The 16,945-nt window shown below is 43.8% G+C and carries 18 protein-coding genes; 16 read left to right on the plus strand and 2 right to left on the minus strand.

Annotated elements, in window-relative coordinates; genetic code table 11:
- Window positions 1-11 precede the first annotated feature (11 nt).
- From rpsD to GT674_RS00955, 9 genes are all read left to right on the plus strand, one after another.
- Window positions 12-605 (plus strand): 30S ribosomal protein S4, encoded by a 594-nt coding sequence (gene rpsD / locus GT674_RS00915; RefSeq protein ID WP_161283933.1) that lies wholly within the window; start codon window positions 12-14, stop codon window positions 603-605.
- A gap of 99 nt (window positions 606-704) precedes the next feature.
- Window positions 705-1,664, plus strand: a complete 960-nt coding sequence (locus GT674_RS00920; protein ID WP_161283934.1) for a DNA-directed RNA polymerase subunit alpha — start codon at window positions 705-707, stop codon at window positions 1,662-1,664.
- Window positions 1,665-1,757: 93 nt separating this feature from the next.
- A complete protein-coding gene (locus GT674_RS00925) occupies window positions 1,758-2,294 on the plus strand; it encodes a bL17 family ribosomal protein (RefSeq protein ID WP_161283935.1) in 537 nt (178 codons plus the stop codon).
- A 160-nt stretch (window positions 2,295-2,454) separates the two neighbouring features.
- Complete coding sequence (locus GT674_RS00930; protein WP_161283936.1) at window positions 2,455-2,784, plus strand: LytR/AlgR family response regulator transcription factor; 330 nt, start codon at window positions 2,455-2,457, stop codon at window positions 2,782-2,784.
- Window positions 2,785-2,858: 74 nt separating this feature from the next.
- Window positions 2,859-3,203: a LytR/AlgR family response regulator transcription factor gene (locus GT674_RS00935; protein ID WP_161283937.1), complete on the plus strand. Its 345-nt coding sequence runs from the start codon at window positions 2,859-2,861 to the stop codon at window positions 3,201-3,203.
- Window positions 3,204-3,266: 63 nt separating this feature from the next.
- Window positions 3,267-4,604, plus strand: a complete 1,338-nt coding sequence (locus tag GT674_RS00940) for a MurT ligase domain-containing protein (RefSeq protein ID WP_161283938.1) — start codon at window positions 3,267-3,269, stop codon at window positions 4,602-4,604.
- Window positions 4,601-5,320, plus strand: a complete 720-nt coding sequence (locus GT674_RS00945) for a type 1 glutamine amidotransferase (protein ID WP_161283939.1) — start codon at window positions 4,601-4,603, stop codon at window positions 5,318-5,320. The genes GT674_RS00940 and GT674_RS00945 overlap by 4 nt, the downstream gene beginning before the upstream one ends.
- A gap of 64 nt (window positions 5,321-5,384) precedes the next feature.
- Window positions 5,385-6,002: a hypothetical protein gene (locus tag GT674_RS00950; protein ID WP_192925955.1), complete on the plus strand. Its 618-nt coding sequence runs from the start codon at window positions 5,385-5,387 to the stop codon at window positions 6,000-6,002.
- A gap of 1 nt (window position 6,003) precedes the next feature.
- Window positions 6,004-7,440, plus strand: coding sequence for a substrate-binding domain-containing protein (locus tag GT674_RS00955; protein ID WP_161283940.1), 1,437 nt, complete (start codon window positions 6,004-6,006; stop codon window positions 7,438-7,440).
- An 82-nt stretch (window positions 7,441-7,522) separates the two neighbouring features.
- On the opposite strand, the gene GT674_RS00960 is transcribed toward GT674_RS00955, so the two are convergent.
- Window positions 7,523-8,095, minus strand: coding sequence for a xanthine phosphoribosyltransferase (locus GT674_RS00960; RefSeq protein WP_161283941.1), 573 nt, complete (start codon window positions 8,093-8,095; stop codon window positions 7,523-7,525).
- 300 nt (window positions 8,096-8,395) lie between these two features.
- Here GT674_RS00960 and yedF point away from each other — a divergent pair, with 300 nt between their 5' ends.
- The 5 genes from yedF to GT674_RS00985 all read left to right on the plus strand — a co-directional run bounded on the left by yedF (window position 8,396) and on the right by GT674_RS00985 (window position 10,782).
- Window positions 8,396-9,013, plus strand: coding sequence for a sulfurtransferase-like selenium metabolism protein YedF (gene yedF / locus GT674_RS00965; RefSeq protein ID WP_161283942.1), 618 nt, complete (start codon window positions 8,396-8,398; stop codon window positions 9,011-9,013).
- The gene (locus GT674_RS00970) at window positions 9,010-9,246 is read left to right on the plus strand and encodes a DUF3343 domain-containing protein (protein ID WP_161283943.1); all 237 of its coding nucleotides are present in this window, start codon (window positions 9,010-9,012) and stop codon (window positions 9,244-9,246) included. Before yedF ends, GT674_RS00970 begins: the two co-directional genes overlap by 4 nt.
- On the plus strand, window positions 9,243-9,470 hold the full coding sequence (locus GT674_RS00975) for a hypothetical protein (protein WP_161283944.1): 228 nt from the start codon (window positions 9,243-9,245) through the stop codon (window positions 9,468-9,470). Before GT674_RS00970 ends, GT674_RS00975 begins: the two co-directional genes overlap by 4 nt.
- 54 nt (window positions 9,471-9,524) lie before the next feature.
- A complete protein-coding gene (locus tag GT674_RS00980) occupies window positions 9,525-9,872 on the plus strand; it encodes a metal-sensing transcriptional repressor (protein WP_161283945.1) in 348 nt (115 codons plus the stop codon).
- 73 nt (window positions 9,873-9,945) lie between these two features.
- Complete coding sequence (locus GT674_RS00985; protein WP_161283946.1) at window positions 9,946-10,782, plus strand: Mrp/NBP35 family ATP-binding protein; 837 nt, start codon at window positions 9,946-9,948, stop codon at window positions 10,780-10,782.
- 88 nt (window positions 10,783-10,870) lie between these two features.
- Here the strand turns inward: GT674_RS00985 and GT674_RS00990 are convergent, their stop codons facing one another.
- Window positions 10,871-11,737, minus strand: a complete 867-nt coding sequence (locus GT674_RS00990) for a LysR family transcriptional regulator (protein ID WP_161283947.1) — start codon at window positions 11,735-11,737, stop codon at window positions 10,871-10,873.
- Window positions 11,738-11,932: 195 nt separating this feature from the next.
- On the opposite strand from GT674_RS00990, the gene GT674_RS00995 reads away from it, so the two are divergent.
- Both GT674_RS00995 and GT674_RS01000 read left to right on the plus strand, forming a co-directional pair.
- Complete coding sequence (locus tag GT674_RS00995) at window positions 11,933-15,691, plus strand: phosphoribosylformylglycinamidine synthase (protein WP_161283948.1); 3,759 nt, start codon at window positions 11,933-11,935, stop codon at window positions 15,689-15,691.
- A gap of 176 nt (window positions 15,692-15,867) precedes the next feature.
- Entirely contained in the window at window positions 15,868-16,848 is a 981-nt protein-coding gene (locus tag GT674_RS01000) for a LacI family DNA-binding transcriptional regulator (RefSeq protein ID WP_161283949.1), read from the plus strand.
- The last annotated feature ends 97 nt before the right edge of the window (window positions 16,849-16,945 follow it).

Consider the following 16,945-nt stretch of genomic DNA (forward strand, 5'->3'; position numbering starts at 1 on the left):
GGTAGCTTGAAATGGCAGTAAATAGAGTTCCTGTTCTGAAAAGATGCAGATCCCTTGGCCTGGATCCGATTTATTTAGGAATTGATAAAAAATCCACAAGACAGTTAAAACGTGCAAACAGAAAGATGTCTGAGTACGGTTTACAGTTAAGAGAAAAACAGAAAGCAAAATTCATCTACGGAGTTCTGGAAAAACCTTTCCACAACTACTACAACAAAGCTGACAGAATGCCGGGACAGACTGGTGAAAACCTTATGGTTATCCTGGAGAGCAGACTTGACAACGTAGTATTCCGTATGGGTCTTGCAAGAACCAGACGTGAAGCTCGTCAGATCGTTGACCACAAGCATGTACTTGTAAACGGCAAATGTGTAAACATTCCGTCTTACCTTGTAAAAGCTGGTGACACAATTGAAATCAAAGAAAAATGCAAAGGTTCTGAGAGATATAAAGGAATCCTGGAAGTAACAGGCGGAAGACTTGTTCCGGAATGGATCGATGTTAATCAGGAAACATTAAGCGGAACTGTAAAAGAACTTCCAAGAAGAGAAGCTATCGATGTTCCGGTAAACGAAATGCTTATCGTCGAGCTGTATTCTAAATAATAATTAGTGTACGATTTGTAACTGTGGGGAGTATCTTCACAGTTACAGCATTCGTTAATACCCTCAAATGTTGAATACCCAGAAGGAGGGAACCTTATAGTGTTTGATTTTAATAAACCAAAAATCGAAATTACGGAAATTTCCGAAGATAAAAAGTTTGGCAGATTCGTAGTAGAGCCTCTTGAAAGAGGATACGGTACTACACTTGGTAATTCTCTTAGAAGAATTATGCTGTCCTCCCTTCCGGGAGCAGCAGTAAGCCAGGTTAAGATTGATGGTGTTCTTCATGAATTCAGCTCAATTCCGGGCGTAAAAGAAGACGTTTCAGAAATCATTATGAATCTGAAAAGCCTTGCTATCAAAAATACCAGCACAGATAACGAACCAAAGACTGCATACATTGAGTGTGAAGGTTCCGGTGTCGTAACAGCTGCAGACATCCAGGCAGATCAGGATATCGAAATCATGAATCCGGATCAGGTTATTGCTACTCTTAACGGAGGCAAAGACTGCAGATTGGCTATGGAGATCACAATCACCCGTGGCCGTGGATATATCAGTGCTGATAAGGGTAAAACTGATGACATGCCGATCGGTGTGATTGCTGTTGATTCAATCTATACACCGGTTGACCGTGTAAACATGGTAGTAGAGAATACTCGTGTAGGTCAGGTTACCGATTTCGATAAACTTACATTAGATGTATATACTAATGGAACACTGGATCCGGATGAAGCTGTCAGCCTTGCTGCTAAGGTACTGAGTGAGCATCTGAACCTGTTCATTGATCTTTCTGAGAACGCTAAGACTGCAGAAGTCATGATCGAAAAAGAAGACAATGAGAAAGAAAAGGTTCTGGAGATGAGCATTGATGAGCTCGAACTTTCTGTTCGTTCTTACAACTGCCTGAAGAGAGCCGGAATCAACACAGTAGAAGAACTGTGCAACAGAACTTCCGATGATATGATGAAGGTTCGTAACCTTGGTCGCAAGTCATTAGAAGAAGTACTTGCTAAACTGAAAGAACTGGGCTTACAGCTTCAGCCAACTGAAGAATAAGCACTTCTTATAATTTGAGCGGGGATGCCTAAGCATTTATACAGTAAGACCGAACAAGCGTGTATAAATGTCCCGCAGATGGAGGAAAACAACATGGCAAAATATAGAAAATTAAGCAGAACTGCTGATCAGAGAAAAGCTCTGTTAAGAAACCAGGTAACAAACCTTCTTTACAACGGAAAAATCGTTACTACTGAAGCAAAAGCTAAAGAAATCCGCAAAATCGCTGAAGGACTTATTGCTATGGCAGTTCGCGAGAAAGACAACTTCGAAACAGTTACTGTAACTGCTAAAGTTGCTCGCAAAGATGCTGATGGTAAGAGAGTAAAAGAAGTTGTAGACGGAAAGAAAGTTACCGTATATGACGAAGTTCAGAAAGAAATTACAAAGGATGCTCCGTCCAGACTGCACGCTCGTCGTCAGATGGCTAAAGTATTCTACCCTGTAAAAGAAGTTCCGGCTAAAGCTGCAGGAAAGAAGAAAAACACAAAGGACATCGATATGACAAAGAAGATGTTCGAAGAAATCGCACCGAAATATGTTGGTCGTAACGGTGGTTACACAAGAATCGTTAAGATCGGACCGCGTAAAGGTGACGCAGCAATGGAAGTTCTGATCGAGTTAGTATAATTTGACAGAAATCAGAGAAGATATCCGTAACGGGATATCTTCTCTTTTTTTTCACAATTAGCAAAAAAAAATGGGGCGGGGGGGTAAAAGTAATAGCAAAAATATGATATAATAAGATTCTAAAAGAAAAATATTTATCAGAAGGAGAACGATTGCTTTTATGGATCAACTTTCGATTGCTATTTGTGATGGAAATGAAAGAGATATGGAAATTCTTGAAACACATATAAGAAAATCATTTCCAGATGCGGAAATCACAAGCTTCACACAGGGACAGTCGTTGATTGACCAGGTGGTGGAGAATCCAAATCAGTTTCAGGTTATTTTTATGGAGACTGAATTTCCAGATGATAATGGAATCCGAATCGCCGCGGAAATCAGGAAGTTAAACAAATCAGCGGGGATTATTTTTGTAACGGGAACAGAAAAGTATTACAGAGAAGCCTTTGATGTATTTGCATTTCAGTATCTTCTGAAGCGGTCGATGTAGAGAAACTGAAGAAGGTTCTTGAGTTTCTGTATATAAATGTCAGAAAATACAGTGAGTTTATTCGTAAAGAACGTGTGATATGTTTCAAATATCGTTCACAGCTTTATACGATCAAACATAATGAGGTTCAGTACATATCCAGTAGTCTTCATACCGTAACTTTTTATCTGGATGATGGAAGCGAAATTCACTGCAGAGGAAAACTCAGTGATTTTGACGAACAGCTTAAAGACAGTATGTTTCTCCGTTGCCATCAGAGCTTTTTTGTAAATATCAGTAAAGTAATAGGAATGAAAACAGATGGATTTATTATGAAGGACTTTACAGTTCCAATTTCAAGAACCTATATGAAAGAAGCACAGAAGCAGTACAGGAAGTATCTGGGGAATAATGACATTGCGGAGGAAGATGGTTGCTAAATTCCTGAAATTGTCGTAAAATCAGTAGGAACGATAAAGCAAAAGCAAAAAGGAATAGATCATATGAATATTAGAAGAATATTGGCAGTCTGGGCTGCCAAGGCAGCTGGATTTGCCTGCAAGAAGATGGGCCGTCAGGGGGTAACCTGGGCGGGAAAGATCGCTCTCAAGATTTATCCTCCGGTACTTAAGGAACTGGCATCAGAGGTTAAGAAAGACATTTTTGTAGTCTGCGGCACAAATGGAAAGACAACGACCAATAATATGCTCTGTGCGGCACTGGAGGCAGAAGGACAGAAGGTGATCTGTAACCATACAGGCTCCAATATGCTGAATGGTGTTGTGGCAGCATTTGTCCTTGGAGCAGGTCTGAATGGACATATTAAGGCCGATTATGCCTGTATTGAGGTAGATGAGGCATCCACAAGATATATTTTTCCTCAGATTAAACCGGATTATATGGTAATGACAAACCTTTTCCGTGATCAGCTCGACCGCTATGGAGAAATTGATATTACTATGAACATCCTGGAAGAAATGATCCGCAAGGTTCCGAAGATGAAGCTCATAGTAAATGGAGATGATGCACTGTCAGCATACCTTGCCATGGACAGTGGAAACGACAGTATTTATTATGGAATCAGCAAACCTGTCATGAAAAGCAAGACAAATGAGATCCGCGAGGGACGTTTCTGTAAGCGTTGTGGTGAGAGACTGCAGTACAGCTTTTATCATTATAGTCAGTTGGGTGACTATAAATGTCCAAAGTGTGGTTTCTCCAGACCGGTTCCGAAATACGATGCCTCTGATGTCCAGGTGGGCGATCAGCTTTCTTTCCGTGTCGAGGATAAAAAGATTATTGCGAATTATAAGGGATTTTATAATGTGTACAATATTCTCGCTGCTTATGCAGGAATCCGTACAGCTGGTTTCGGGGCAGAGCACTTCCAGAATATGCTCAAGAAATTTAATCCGGAGAATGGCCGTATGGAGCAGTTCCGTATTCAGGGAACCAGCGTTACATTGAATCTTGCGAAGAATCCGGCCGGATTTAACCAGAATATTTCTGCTGTCATGCAGGACAGCGAGCCAAAGGATGTAATCATTGCCATCAATGACAATGCTCAGGATGGAATCGATATTTCCTGGCTCTGGGATGTAGATTTTGACCGTTTCAGGGAAGAAAGCATCCGTTCGATCACGGTCAGTGGAATCCGCTGTCAGGATATGCGGCTTCGTCTGAAATATGTAGACATTCCTTCCATGCTGGAAGCAGATATTGAGAAGGCAGTCCGCAGCCGAGTGGCTGACGGAACCGGGAATCTGTATGTGCTGGTAAATTATACCGCACTGTTCAGTACCAGAAATATACTGAAGAAGCTGGAGGGAGAGCAGAAATGAAACTGACGATAGGACATTTATATCCGGATCTTCTGAATCTCTATGGGGACAGAGGAAATATCCAGTGTCTGATGAAGAGATGCCAGTGGAGAGGAATCGAAGCAGAAACCATCGCATATGAGATGGATGACAAGATTGATTTTTCCAGGCTTGATATTGTACTTCTCGGAGGTGGTTCTGACAGAGAGCAGATGCTGGTCTGTGAGAAACTGAAGGAGATCCAGAAGGACTTTAAGGAATATGTGGAAAATAACGGCGTAGTCATTGCAATCTGCGGAGGCTATCAGCTTCTGGGAAACTACTATAAGACAGACCAGGGAATGATCAAAGGACTGGAACTGGTAGATATGTATACAGAACAGGGAGAGGGACGTCTGATCAGCAATATCATTCTTCAGAGTGAGCTGTTTGATATGCCGGTCGTTGGATTTGAGAATCATGGCGGAAGAACCTGCATCAATAACAACAAGCCTCTGGGGAAGGTTCTGCATGGTTCTGGAAATGATGGGAAATCCGGTTATGAGGGCGTTGTATACAAAAATGTGATCGGAACTTACCTTCACGGGCCACTGCTCCCTAAGAATCCACAGCTGGCAGACTGGCTGATCCTGCATGCCCTGCAGAAAAAATACGGAGAACAGACAGAACTTACTCCGCTTGATGACAGTCAGGAAAAAGAAGCTAACGATTACATCTGTCACAGATTCCTCAAATAGTACTTGTATTCAACATATGGTGAGGATATAATTCAGGTATATAAGAGCGGACAAGGGGATAAAAATGGCGAAATCACGTAATCAGAAAGCAAAAATACTGGTGCTGGAACATCTTCTGTGTGAGACCGGGGAGAATCGTGCAGTGACAATGCAGGAAATTCTTGATAAGCTGGCAGAATGTGGAATCAATGCAGAGCGTAAGAGCATCTATGATGATCTGGATGCACTGAGAGATTTCGGGCTGGATGTCAAATACAAGAGAGGAAGACCGGGAGGCTATTACATTGCCGGACAGACTGCTGCCGAAAAGAATGAGACAGTACCGAAGTCGGAGCCTCGACCGGCCAGGAGAGAAGAGAAGGCAGAACCGGTTATTAAGGAAATACTGGTGAGGCGTTTTACTCTGGATGAGAATGAGATCCAGGATGTCGAGAAACCTATGAAGCTTCTCTGCAGAGAGACGATAGAGAAAGAAGTGCAGGAATATTTTGGCTCTTATGGAACTTATAAGAACAAAGAATCCGGCTATATATCTGTTACAGCGCCTCAGATTGCAGGACCACAGTTTTTTGGATGGCTCACTGCAATGGGCAGGGATATCACGATCGTCAAGCCAAAGAAAACGGCAGCGGCGTACCGGGATTATCTTAAACTTCTGGCAAAGGAATATAAAGGAATTTAACATGAAAAAAAAGACAGCATATATTTTATTAGGTGTTTTTCTGACCACTTCCATACTTGGAGGCTGTGGTTCCAAAAACAAGGCAACAGAAGCAGCAAGTGAAAGTGCACAGACTGAGAAAGAGGGAGCCGGTGAGGCGGAAGAACTGACGGTAACTCCGACACCTGAGGAGGAGAAGGATACAGAGAAGAAAGCAGACTCTTCTGAGGATGCAGAGGCATCCACACAGAGCAATGAAGCAGAGGAAGAGAGTGCTCCTGTGGAAGAGCCGAGAGAAAAAATTGCGGTTCTCCTTCCGAATGAAGAAAAATGGAGCAGAGATGCAGATAAGTTCAAGAGTGAACTGGAGGCGGACGGATATGAGCCTGTGATCGAGTATGCAGAGAATGATGTATCCAGACAGGTTTCCCAGATTCAGGATCTGACAGCAGAAGAGGTCTCTGCATTTGTTATCACACCGGTAGATCCTTATAGTCTTGGGAGTGTCCTTGAGACCGTGAAGGAGGCTGACATTCCGGTATTTTCCTACGATGATCTGATCATGAATACCAGTGCAGTCAAGTATTATGTGACGTTTGGCGGACGTCAGGTCGGTCAGATAATAGGAAAGCAGATCGTAGATGCCCAGGAACTGGATAAGGTTCGCGAGGCAAAGGAATCCAGAACCATAGAATTCTTTATGGGCTCACTGGATGACACACAGGCACTGTTTTTGTACAATGGACTGATGGAAGTACTGCAGGAGTATCTGGATGACGGAACTCTGGTATGCAGATCAGGAAAGATTTCCTTTGATGATACAGGTATCTTAAGATGGAGTAAAACCACCGCAAAGTCCAGAGCGGCAGAAATTCTGGAGGAGTTTTATCCGGATGGAGCAGCACCGGATATCATCTGTACCGGATTTGATGATGCGGCAGGAGCAGCACAGGAGGCACTTCTGGAGGCAGGAGTCGTCCCGGGAACGGATATCTGGCCGTTTATCACGGGAAATGGCTGCAAGGAAGATGCGGTCAAGAGAATTGCGATGGGTACACAGGCTTTCAGTGTGTTTATGGATTCCCGCGAGCTTGCGGCTCAGTGTGAAGAGATGGTAAATGTATATCTCCATGGAGAGGATGATCCGGAGGTAAATGACTACGAGCAGTATGATAACGGTGTGAAGATCATAGGAACTTATCTCTGTGATCCTCAGATGATAGACAGAGATAATTATGAAATTCTGATCGACAATGGTTATTATACAGAGAAGGAAGTAGAACCGGATCCGACAGAGACTCCAACACCGGAACCAGTCACACCGACGGAGGCAGCACTGACACCAACTGAGAAACCAGTGACGCCGACACCGGAGGCTATTACGCCAACGGAGACACCGGAACCGACAGAAGCACCGGAGGAGATTTCTCCGACCCCGACAGAAAAAGCAAAAAAATAATATAGTATACACAAAAACACAGCCGGAACAAACTCTGTTTCGGCTGTGTTTTTGTACATGGATATGGAAACTGCGTTGAGGATCAGTCACGGAAGGTAAGAGAATCATCGGTCATAGAATCAATGATCGCAAGAGATTCCAGACGAACGCCCATCTCACGGATCTTCTCGCCACCATGCTGGAAGCCTTTCTCGATCACGATTCCGGCACCCTCAAGAGTTGCACCGGATTCTTTGACAATATCAAGCAGGCCAAGCAGTGCACATCCGTTGGCAAGGAAATCGTCGATCAGGAGAACGTGATCTTCCGGTCCAAGGAATTTCTTGGATAAGATAACATCGTAAACCTTCTTGTGAGTAAAAGATTCTACCTTGGAACAGTACATCTCTCCATCGAGATTCAGGCTCTGTGCCTTCTTGGCAAAGACTACAGGTACATGAAAATACTGTGCTACGATACATGCGATTCCGATACCGGATGCCTCGATTGTAAGAATTTTGGTGATCGGACAGTCTGCAAAACGTCTTTTGAATTCTTTTCCAATCTCATTGATAAGGTCAATATCCATCTGATGATTCAGAAAGCTGTCTACTTTCAGAATATTTCCTGGTTTTACAATTCCGTCTTTCAGTATACGGTCTTTTAAAAGCTGCATGTTTTATCTCCTTTAACTAAATTCTCGTTTATGTAAAATTATATTTATGATACTCTATTCTTGGAAGAAGTTCAATTCTTTTCGACAAATTTTTATAAAGAAATAAAAAGTTTGTTTAATGTTTACAGATAATATTCCGCAAGATGTTTCGCTGTGAATGTGGCAGGCGGTATTCTTTTGTGAAAGAAAAGCCGGAGATTGTGTGGAAGGCAGATTTGCAAAAAAACAAAAGGTCTGGTACAATAAAAACAATGTAAATGCAGGAAAGTATCGCAAAATGAATACAGGGAGGTTGCTCTTATGGAACAGAAATATACAGTAGATGCAAGAGGCGAACAGTGTCCGATCCCGGTTGTCAGAACCAAGAAGGTTCTGGATGGCATTCTGGGAGATGCTGAGATCACAGTTTTGGTGGATAATGAGACCGCAGTGCAGAATCTCACCAGAATGGGGAAACATGCAGGAGCAGAAGTACTTTCAGAGAAAAAATCCGACAATGAATTTCAGGTTGTCATTCGTGTAAAAGATCGGAAACCAGCTGAAGGAGGAGAAGAAACCGCAGAATGTATCCCGGATGTCAAGGGTGACTTTGTGATCGCGGTAGATACCGCAATCATGGGAAGAGGAAATGATGAACTGGGAAAAGTCCTGATGAAGGGATTTATTTTTGCAGTGACTCAGCTTGAAAAGCTTCCAAAGACCATTCTTTTTTATAATGGCGGTGCAACTCTGACGACAGAGGGTTCAGATTCTCTTGATGATATAAAGAGTCTGGAAGCACAGGGCGTGGAGATCAAAACCTGTGGAACCTGTCTGAACTATTATGGACTGACAGATAAGCTTAAAGTCGGAGAAGTTACAAATATGTATGATATCGTAGAAACTCTTGCAAAAGCGTCCAAAGTAGTGAAACCATGATCAGAAAGATTCCGAGATATCTTCTGACTTTTTACAGCACAAGCGGTGCTATGGCAGTAGAGAAATACTGTAAACAGAATGGGATCGCAGGAAGACTGCTTCCCGTACCAAGAGAAATTTCTGCAAGCTGCGGCCTTGCATGGGCTGTGCCGCTGGAACAGAAAGGAGAACTGGCGGCAGTAGAAGCAGAATTTGCAGATGAGATTGAGGGAAAATGGAGTCTGGAATTATGAAAGAATATGAGGTGATCTGGGAGATTTTTAATAAATGTCCCAGAAATCAGATGCGTGACGTATTTGTAGAGGAAGTAGAAATCAAAGACCCGGAGGAATATATCAGAAAGAAGTTTCAGGGAAAGGATGTCTCCTATGACAAGACGGTTCTTGCCGATGGGACCATCGTCTTTGATATCACAACATCACAGATAAAACAGAGATGTTCCTTTACAGAGATTTAGCGGCTGTGTTATAATATGGTTTTGGGATTATATTTACACCTGAGAGGAGCAGACATGAGTGAAACAAAGGAAACCCATGTGCATGTACTGGAAGATGGGACTGTAGTCGAACATTCCCATGGAGAACATGGTCATCATCACAGCCATGCACAGACAAAATCGGTTTTGAATAGGCTTTCCAGAGCAATCGGTCATCTGGAATCTATCAAGAGAATGGTCGAGAGCGGAAGGGACTGTTCCGAGGTATTGATTCAGCTTTCAGCAGTCAAATCAGCTATCAATAATACAGGTAAAATCATCCTTCAGGATCATATTGAACACTGTATTGTGGATGCGGTAGAGCACGGTGACAAGGATGCCATTAAGGAACTGGAACGTGCGATTGACCGTTTTATGAAATAGCGATAACTGGAAAATACAGGCCGTGCAGCCCGGTAGACAGGCTCCATGACCGGAAAATAAAGGAGTATACAAAATGGCAAAAGAATGCAACAACAGCTCATGCGATAAGTCAAGCTGTGAAGGATGTGCAAGCAAGGGCAAGAGCAATCCACAGGATTTCCTTGTACCGGCAAATATTTTTTCTGATGTAAAACACGTGATCGGTGTTGTCAGCGGTAAGGGCGGCGTTGGTAAGTCTTTCGTTACAGGATCTCTTGCAAACGCGATGGCAGCAAAGGGTTACAAGGTAGGTATCCTGGATGCGGATATCACAGGACCATCCATTCCGAAGATGTATGGACTTACCGGTGCAGCTCAGGCAGATGACAATGGAATCTATCCGATGGAAACTGCAAATGGCATCAAGGTTATGTCCATCAACCTCCTGCTTCCGACAGAGGACACTCCGGTTATCTGGAGAGGACCTGTTCTTGCAAACATGGTCAAACAGTTCTGGACAGATGTAGTATGGGACAAGATCGACTATCTCTTTGTAGATATGCCGCCAGGAACAGGCGATGTACCGCTTACCGTATTCCAGTCTCTTCCGATCGACGGAATCGTAATTGTAAGCTCACCGCAGGATCTGGTCAAGATGATTGTGAAGAAGGCATACAACATGGCCGGAATGATGAAGATCCCGGTACTTGGAATCGTAGAGAACTACAGTTATGTAAAATGCCCGGACTGCGGCAAAGAACTCAAGATCTTTGGTGAGAGTCATATCGATGAGATCGCTGCTGAGCTGAATATTCCGGTTGTAGGCAAGATGCCGATCGACATGGAATATGCATCCAAGGCAGATTCTGGAGAATTTGCCCAGATCAATAATGAGTATATCGAAAAGGCAATCGAAGTAATGCCGAAATAAGGTTACAATAAGCTCCCCGACAGTCACAGAAGAGAACTTCTTTGGTGACCATCGGGGATTTTTTGTGCAAAAAACTCGGCTCTGTTTTTCAGAATAACTCAAGAAATCGTTCAGCCGCCTGGGAAACCGGCAGATTGTCATTCTGAACCATAATCAGCTGTCGGGAAGGAAGTACCTCTGTCATGGGAATCGGTTTCAGCGAATCTGCCGGGCTCAGCATATAGTCCGGAATACAGGCAATACCGAGACCGATACGGGCAAGATCCATAAGAAGATCGTTGCTGTTGAGTTCAACTTCCGGTAGCAGTTTCAGATCATGGAGTGCAAACGTGTGATACAGATACTCGCTGGTGGTGCTTTTGGAAGAAAGCATCAGGATCGGATACTGCATGAGATCACTGAACGAACAGGGCAGATGTCTGAAGGCAAAGCAGTTTGGATCAGCGACAAAAATATCATGGAAATCCTTTAATACCTGGACGCGGGTGTGACTTCCGAGCCGGGAGTTGGGCGAATTACATACGATCAGGTCAACCTGTCCTTTTTCGAGAAGTTCCACACAGCCGATCGAGGTGCTGTTTGTGACTTTGACCCGGACATCCGGATAAGCCTGGTGAAATTTACGGAAATATTCGATCAGGAAATAACGGCAGATCGTATCACTGGCTCCGATGCGGAGCTGTCCTTTAAGAGTATCTCCTGAAAGAAGAGATTCCCCCTCATCCAGCATCTGTATGGCAGGTTTGACATGCCGGAGAAGAAGCTCCCCCTCAGGTGTGAGAAGGACTTTCTTGGTACTTCGGATGAAGAGGGTGTGTCCAAGTTTTTTTTCCAGAGTCTTGACAGACTGACTTACGGCTGACTGGGAAATAAAAAGCTGACGGGAGGCCTCCGAGAAGCTTAAGGTCGTAGCTACATAATAAAAAACTTTGTATAATTCAAGATTGATATCCATAGATTCTCTCCTTATTGATTATTGTAACTAATAAATAATATAAGATATATTAATTTTACTAATGATATTTGTTATGATACTATAGATATTGTAAAAAAACAACTATTCTATCCCAAACACCAGAGTTACTGTTTGCAAAGAAATTTGCGAACAGTAACAAAACAACGAATGAATATTATCTGAAAGGAGTTTCTTATGAGTAACGTAAGACGCGTTTATGTAGAAAAGAAACCAGCCTATGCCGTACAGGCAAAAGAATTAAAACATGAGATCAGCAGCTATCTCGGAATCAAAACAGCATCCAATGTCAGAGTGCTGATCCGTTATGACGTAGAAAATATTTCAGATGAAGTTTTTGAAAAAGCATGCAGAACCGTATTTGCAGAGCCGCCGGTAGATGATCTTTATCTTGAGAAATTTGAGGCAGCAGAAGGTTCCAGAATCTTTTCTGTAGAATATCTTCCGGGTCAGTTCGACCAGAGAGCAGATTCTGCTGTACAGTGCGTACAGTTCCTTGATGGAGATTCACAGCCGATCATCCGTTCTGCAACTACTTATGTAATAGAAGGAAATATAACAGACGAAGAATTTGATGCCATCAAACATCACTGCATCAACCCGGTAGACTCCCGTGAGACAGGACTTGAGAAACCTGAGACACTCGTTGCCGTATTCCCGGAACCGGAAGATGTTAAGATTTTTGACGGATTCAAAGAAATGTCAGAAGCAGATCTTAAAGCATTGTACGATTCCCTGAATCTTGCAATGACATTTAAGGATTTCCAGCACATCCAGAACTACTTCAAAAATGAAGAGAAACGTAATCCTTCCATGACCGAAATCCGTGTACTGGATACTTACTGGTCCGATCACTGCCGTCATACAACCTTCTCCACAGAGCTTACCGATGTGAAGTTTGATGAAGGAGATTACAAAGAACCAATCGTAAAAACATACGAGAAATATCTTGCTGACAGAGAAGTCCTTTACAAAGGCCGCGACGACAAGTTTGTCTGCCTGATGGATCTTGCTCTTATGGCAATGAAGAAACTCAAATCCGAAGGCAAACTGGCTGATCAGGAAGAGTCCGATGAGATCAATGCCTGCAGTATCGTTGTTCCGGTAGACGTAGACGGAAAGGAAGAAGAGTGGCTCATCAACTTCAAGAATGAGACACATAACCATCCGACAGAGATCGAGCCATTTGGTGGTGCTGCGACCTGTCTTGGCGGTGCGATCCGTGATCCGCTTTCCGGACGTACTTATGTATATCAGGCAATGCGTGTAACCGGTGCTGCTGACCCGACAGTATCTGTCAAAGAAACTCTGAAAGGAAAACTTCCTCAGAAAAAACTTGTCAGAGGAGCTGCTCATGGTTACAGTTCCTATGGTAACCAGATTGGTCTGGCTACAGGCTATGTAAAAGAAATCTATCATCCGGATTATGTTGCAAAACGTATGGAGATCGGTGCCGTTATGGGTGCAGCTCCAAGACGTGCCGTTATCCGTGAAAACTCCGATCCGGGAGATATTATCATCCTTCTTGGCGGACGTACCGGCCGTGACGGTATCGGTGGTGCAACAGGTTCCTCCAAGGTACATACAGAAGCTTCCATCGAAGTCTGCGGTGCAGAAGTACAGAAAGGTAACGCACCTACAGAACGTAAGATCCAGCGTATGTTCAGACGTGAAGAAGTCAGCTATATCATCAAAAAATGTAACGACTTTGGTGCAGGCGGTGTATCCGTTGCCATCGGTGAGCTTGCAGACGGACTTCGCGTAGATCTTGACAAAGTTCCGAAGAAATATGCCGGCCTTGACGGAACAGAGATCGCAATCTCTGAATCCCAGGAGCGTATGGCAGTTGTTGTAGATCCGAAAGATGTTGACAAATTCCTTGGCTTTGCAAACGAAGAAAACCTCGAAGCAATCCCGGTTGCAGTCGTTACTGAGGAGCCACGTCTTGTTCTTACATGGAGAGGCAAAGAAATCGTAAATATTTCCCGTGCATTCCTTGACACTAATGGAGCACATCAGGAAACAACAGTAGAGGTTGAAATTCCGAACAAGGAAGGAAACCTCTTCGAAGAAAGACCAGACGTTGCCGATGTTAAGGCAAAATGGCTGGAGACACTTGCTGACCTCAATGTATGCTCCCAGAAAGGTCTTGTCGAAATGTTCGACGGTTCTATCGGTGCAGGAAGCGTATTTATGCCATACGGCGGTCAGTATCAGCTTACAGAGACTCAGAGTATGGTTGCTAAAGTTCCGGTACAGAACGGAAAGACTGATACAGTTACCATGATGAGCTACGGCTTTGACCCATATCTCTCATCCTGGAGTCCATATCACGGAGCTGCTTATGCAGTAACAGAATCTGTAGCAAGAATCGTAGCTACAGGTGGTGATTACAAGAAGATCCGCTTCACATTCCAGGAATACTTCCGTCGTATGACCGAAGATCCAAAGAGATGGAGTCAGCCATTCTCTGCACTCCTTGGTGCTTATGCGGCACAGATGGGATTTGGCCTTCCGTCCATCGGTGGTAAAGACAGTATGTCCGGTACCTTTAACGAGATCGATGTACCTCCGACACTTGTTTCCTTTGCAGTTGATGTAGCTAAGATCCAGGATGTGATCACTCCTGAACTCAAAAAAGCAGGAAACAAACTTGTATGGCTCCGTGCACCGCGTGATCAGTACGATCTTCCGGATTACGCTGGAATCATGGATCAGTACGAAAAACTCCACAACGATATCCAGGCTGGAAAAGTTGTTTCCGCTTACGCGCTGGATCGTCATGGTATTGCAGCTGCTGTTTCCAAGATGGCATTCGGTAACGCACTCGGAGTGAAGATCGAACACAATCTGGATCCAAGAGACTTCTTTGCACCAGGATTTGGCGATATCATCATGGAAGTTCCGGCAGACAAAGTTGGAGAACTTTCCATTACCTATACACTGATCGGTGAAGTTACAGATGACGGTAAATTCTCCTACGGCAATACCGTGATTACAGAAAAAGAAGCCGAAGAAGCATGGAAAGGAACTCTCGAAAGAGTCTTCAAGACAGCTTCCGGTGAAGACAACGAAAAACAGGCAAAGGATGAACTGTATCACGCAGAAAACATTTATGTATGCAAACATAAAGTTGCAAAACCTCGTGTATTCATTCCTGTATTCCCGGGAACAAACTGCGAATACGACAGCACACGTGCTTTCGAACGTGCAGGAGCAGAGGTTGATGTCAAAGTATTCAAGAACCTGACAGCAGAAGACATCCACGATTCCGTGGAACTCTTCACCAAAGCGATCGACCAGGCACAGATTATCATGTTCCCTGGCGGATTCTCCGCTGGTGATGAACCGGATGGTTCTGCAAAATTCTTTGCAACTGCATTCCAGAATGCAAAGATCAAAGAAGCAGTCATGAAGCTTATCAATGAGAGAGATGGTCTTGCACTTGGTATCTGTAATGGTTTCCAGGCCCTGATCAAACTTGGTCTTGTACCATACGGTGAGATTTGTGGACAGAAAGAAGATTCTCCGACACTGACCTTCAACACCATCGGACGTCATATCTCCAAGATGGTTTACACCAAGGTTGTCAGCAACAAGTCTCCATGGCTTCAGAAAGCACAGCTTGGCGGTGTATACTGTAACCCGGCATCCCACGGTGAAGGACGTTTTGTTGCCAACGATGAATGGCTTGCAAAACTGTTTGCAAACGGACAGGTTGCAACCCAGTATGTAACTCCAACTGGAGAACTTAGTGCAGACGAAGAATGGAACGTAAACGGTTCCTACATGAATATCGAAGGTATCACAAGCCCTGACGGACGTATCCTCGGTAAGATGGCACACAGCGAACGCCGCGGTGACGGTGTGGCTGTTAACATCTACGGCGAGCAGGATATCCAGATCTTCGAGTCCGGTGTAGAGTACTTTAAATAATCAGAGTTAGTAAATCAATCAGGCCCTCGCTTATATGGCGGGGGCTTAATTTGTGTCTTGACGAAAATAAAAAAATTCGGTATCGTACTGGTAGAATGAAAAATGTTTCATAATATAAAAATGCTTATAGTATAAAAAACAGGATCATATAAAGAATCAGGACAGGAAGTGAACAAATGGCAAGTATTCGTGATGTAGCAAAAAGGGCAAATGTGGCAGCATGTACGGTTTCCAGAGTGCTGAATGGGACAGCAAATGTAGCACCTGAGACGCGGATGAAGATTGAACAGGCTATGAAGGAACTGAATTATATTCCAAATGAACTGGCAAGGAGTATGTTCAAGCAGAAGGCAGGAATCGTGGCAATGTTGGTTCCGGATATCCGTCATCCGTATTTTTCTTCACTGGCGAGACATATCGAAGACGAACTGTACAAAAACGATTGTAAACTCATGCTGTGCAGTACCGGAGATGATCCGGAGCGAGAAAAAGAATACATGAAGATACTCCGTTCCAATATCGTGGATGGAGTGATCATGGGTGTAAACAATCAGAAACCGGAAGCTTATGCAGAATTCGGGAAGCCGCTGGTCATGCTGGACTATTATGTAAATGATGAGGTACCGGTGGTTGTGTCTGATCATGAGATGGGAGGACGGCTTGCGGCGGAGGAATTTATTCGAAGTGGATGCAGGTACGTGCTCCATATCGGAAGTGAGGCGGATACGGACAGGGTTCTTTCCTACAAGAGTCACCGGGCACTCAGGGAAACACTGGAAAGAGAGGGCATTCAGACCCGGGAAGTGGATATCAAGTGGAACTCCTTTGACTTCCAGAATTACTTTGAGATGGCGAGTCTGATCCTGAAAGAAAACCCGGAGATTGATGGTATCATGGCAGCAGATATGCCGGCAAGTGCTTTTCTCAAGGCTGCTGTGAAGATTGGAAAGAAAGTCCCGGAGGAGTTTGCCGTGATCGCCTATGATGGAACGTATGTCTCCAGAACCAATATTATGGAGATCACCACGATCCACCAACAGTTACACGAGATAGGAAACAGGGCTGTTGATACGATACTCAGGCTGATCGATGGAGAGATGCCACAGGAAAGATACATCACGATCCCGGTGGAACTCAAAAAGGGAAGCACGACATGATATTATAGGAGTCCCCAAAAGTTTCTCAACAAAACAATAAAAAGGATTGACTTCAGATCAAAAATGTGGTAGTTTAATAGCAACGAATGAAACATGT

The sequence above is a fragment of the Blautia sp. BIOML-A1 genome, assembly GCF_009883055.1.
Taxonomy (GTDB): domain Bacteria; phylum Bacillota; class Clostridia; order Lachnospirales; family Lachnospiraceae; genus Blautia_A.

Excerpts from the sequence above, each read along its gene's own strand:
- GT674_RS00980 (WP_161283945.1), top strand. The coding sequence starts at position 9,525 with ATGAGTGAAACAAAGGAAACCCATGTGCATGTACTGGAAGATGGGACT.
- GT674_RS00960 (WP_161283941.1), bottom strand. The coding sequence starts at position 8,095 with ATGCAGCTTTTAAAAGACCGTATACTGAAAGACGGAATTGTAAAACCA.
- GT674_RS00940 (WP_161283938.1), top strand. The coding sequence starts at position 3,267 with ATGAATATTAGAAGAATATTGGCAGTCTGGGCTGCCAAGGCAGCTGGA.
- yedF (WP_161283942.1), top strand. The coding sequence starts at position 8,396 with ATGGAACAGAAATATACAGTAGATGCAAGAGGCGAACAGTGTCCGATC.
- rpsD (WP_161283933.1), top strand. The coding sequence starts at position 12 with ATGGCAGTAAATAGAGTTCCTGTTCTGAAAAGATGCAGATCCCTTGGC.
- GT674_RS00950 (WP_192925955.1), top strand. The coding sequence starts at position 5,385 with ATGGCGAAATCACGTAATCAGAAAGCAAAAATACTGGTGCTGGAACAT.
- GT674_RS00930 (WP_161283936.1), top strand. The coding sequence starts at position 2,455 with ATGGATCAACTTTCGATTGCTATTTGTGATGGAAATGAAAGAGATATG.
- GT674_RS01000 (WP_161283949.1), top strand. The coding sequence starts at position 15,868 with ATGGCAAGTATTCGTGATGTAGCAAAAAGGGCAAATGTGGCAGCATGT.
- GT674_RS00975 (WP_161283944.1), top strand. The coding sequence starts at position 9,243 with ATGAAAGAATATGAGGTGATCTGGGAGATTTTTAATAAATGTCCCAGA.
- GT674_RS00925 (WP_161283935.1), top strand. The coding sequence starts at position 1,758 with ATGGCAAAATATAGAAAATTAAGCAGAACTGCTGATCAGAGAAAAGCT.
- GT674_RS00955 (WP_161283940.1), top strand. The coding sequence starts at position 6,004 with ATGAAAAAAAAGACAGCATATATTTTATTAGGTGTTTTTCTGACCACT.
- GT674_RS00945 (WP_161283939.1), top strand. The coding sequence starts at position 4,601 with ATGAAACTGACGATAGGACATTTATATCCGGATCTTCTGAATCTCTAT.
- GT674_RS00985 (WP_161283946.1), top strand. The coding sequence starts at position 9,946 with ATGGCAAAAGAATGCAACAACAGCTCATGCGATAAGTCAAGCTGTGAA.
- GT674_RS00995 (WP_161283948.1), top strand. The coding sequence starts at position 11,933 with ATGAGTAACGTAAGACGCGTTTATGTAGAAAAGAAACCAGCCTATGCC.
- GT674_RS00990 (WP_161283947.1), bottom strand. The coding sequence starts at position 11,737 with ATGGATATCAATCTTGAATTATACAAAGTTTTTTATTATGTAGCTACG.
- GT674_RS00970 (WP_161283943.1), top strand. The coding sequence starts at position 9,010 with ATGATCAGAAAGATTCCGAGATATCTTCTGACTTTTTACAGCACAAGC.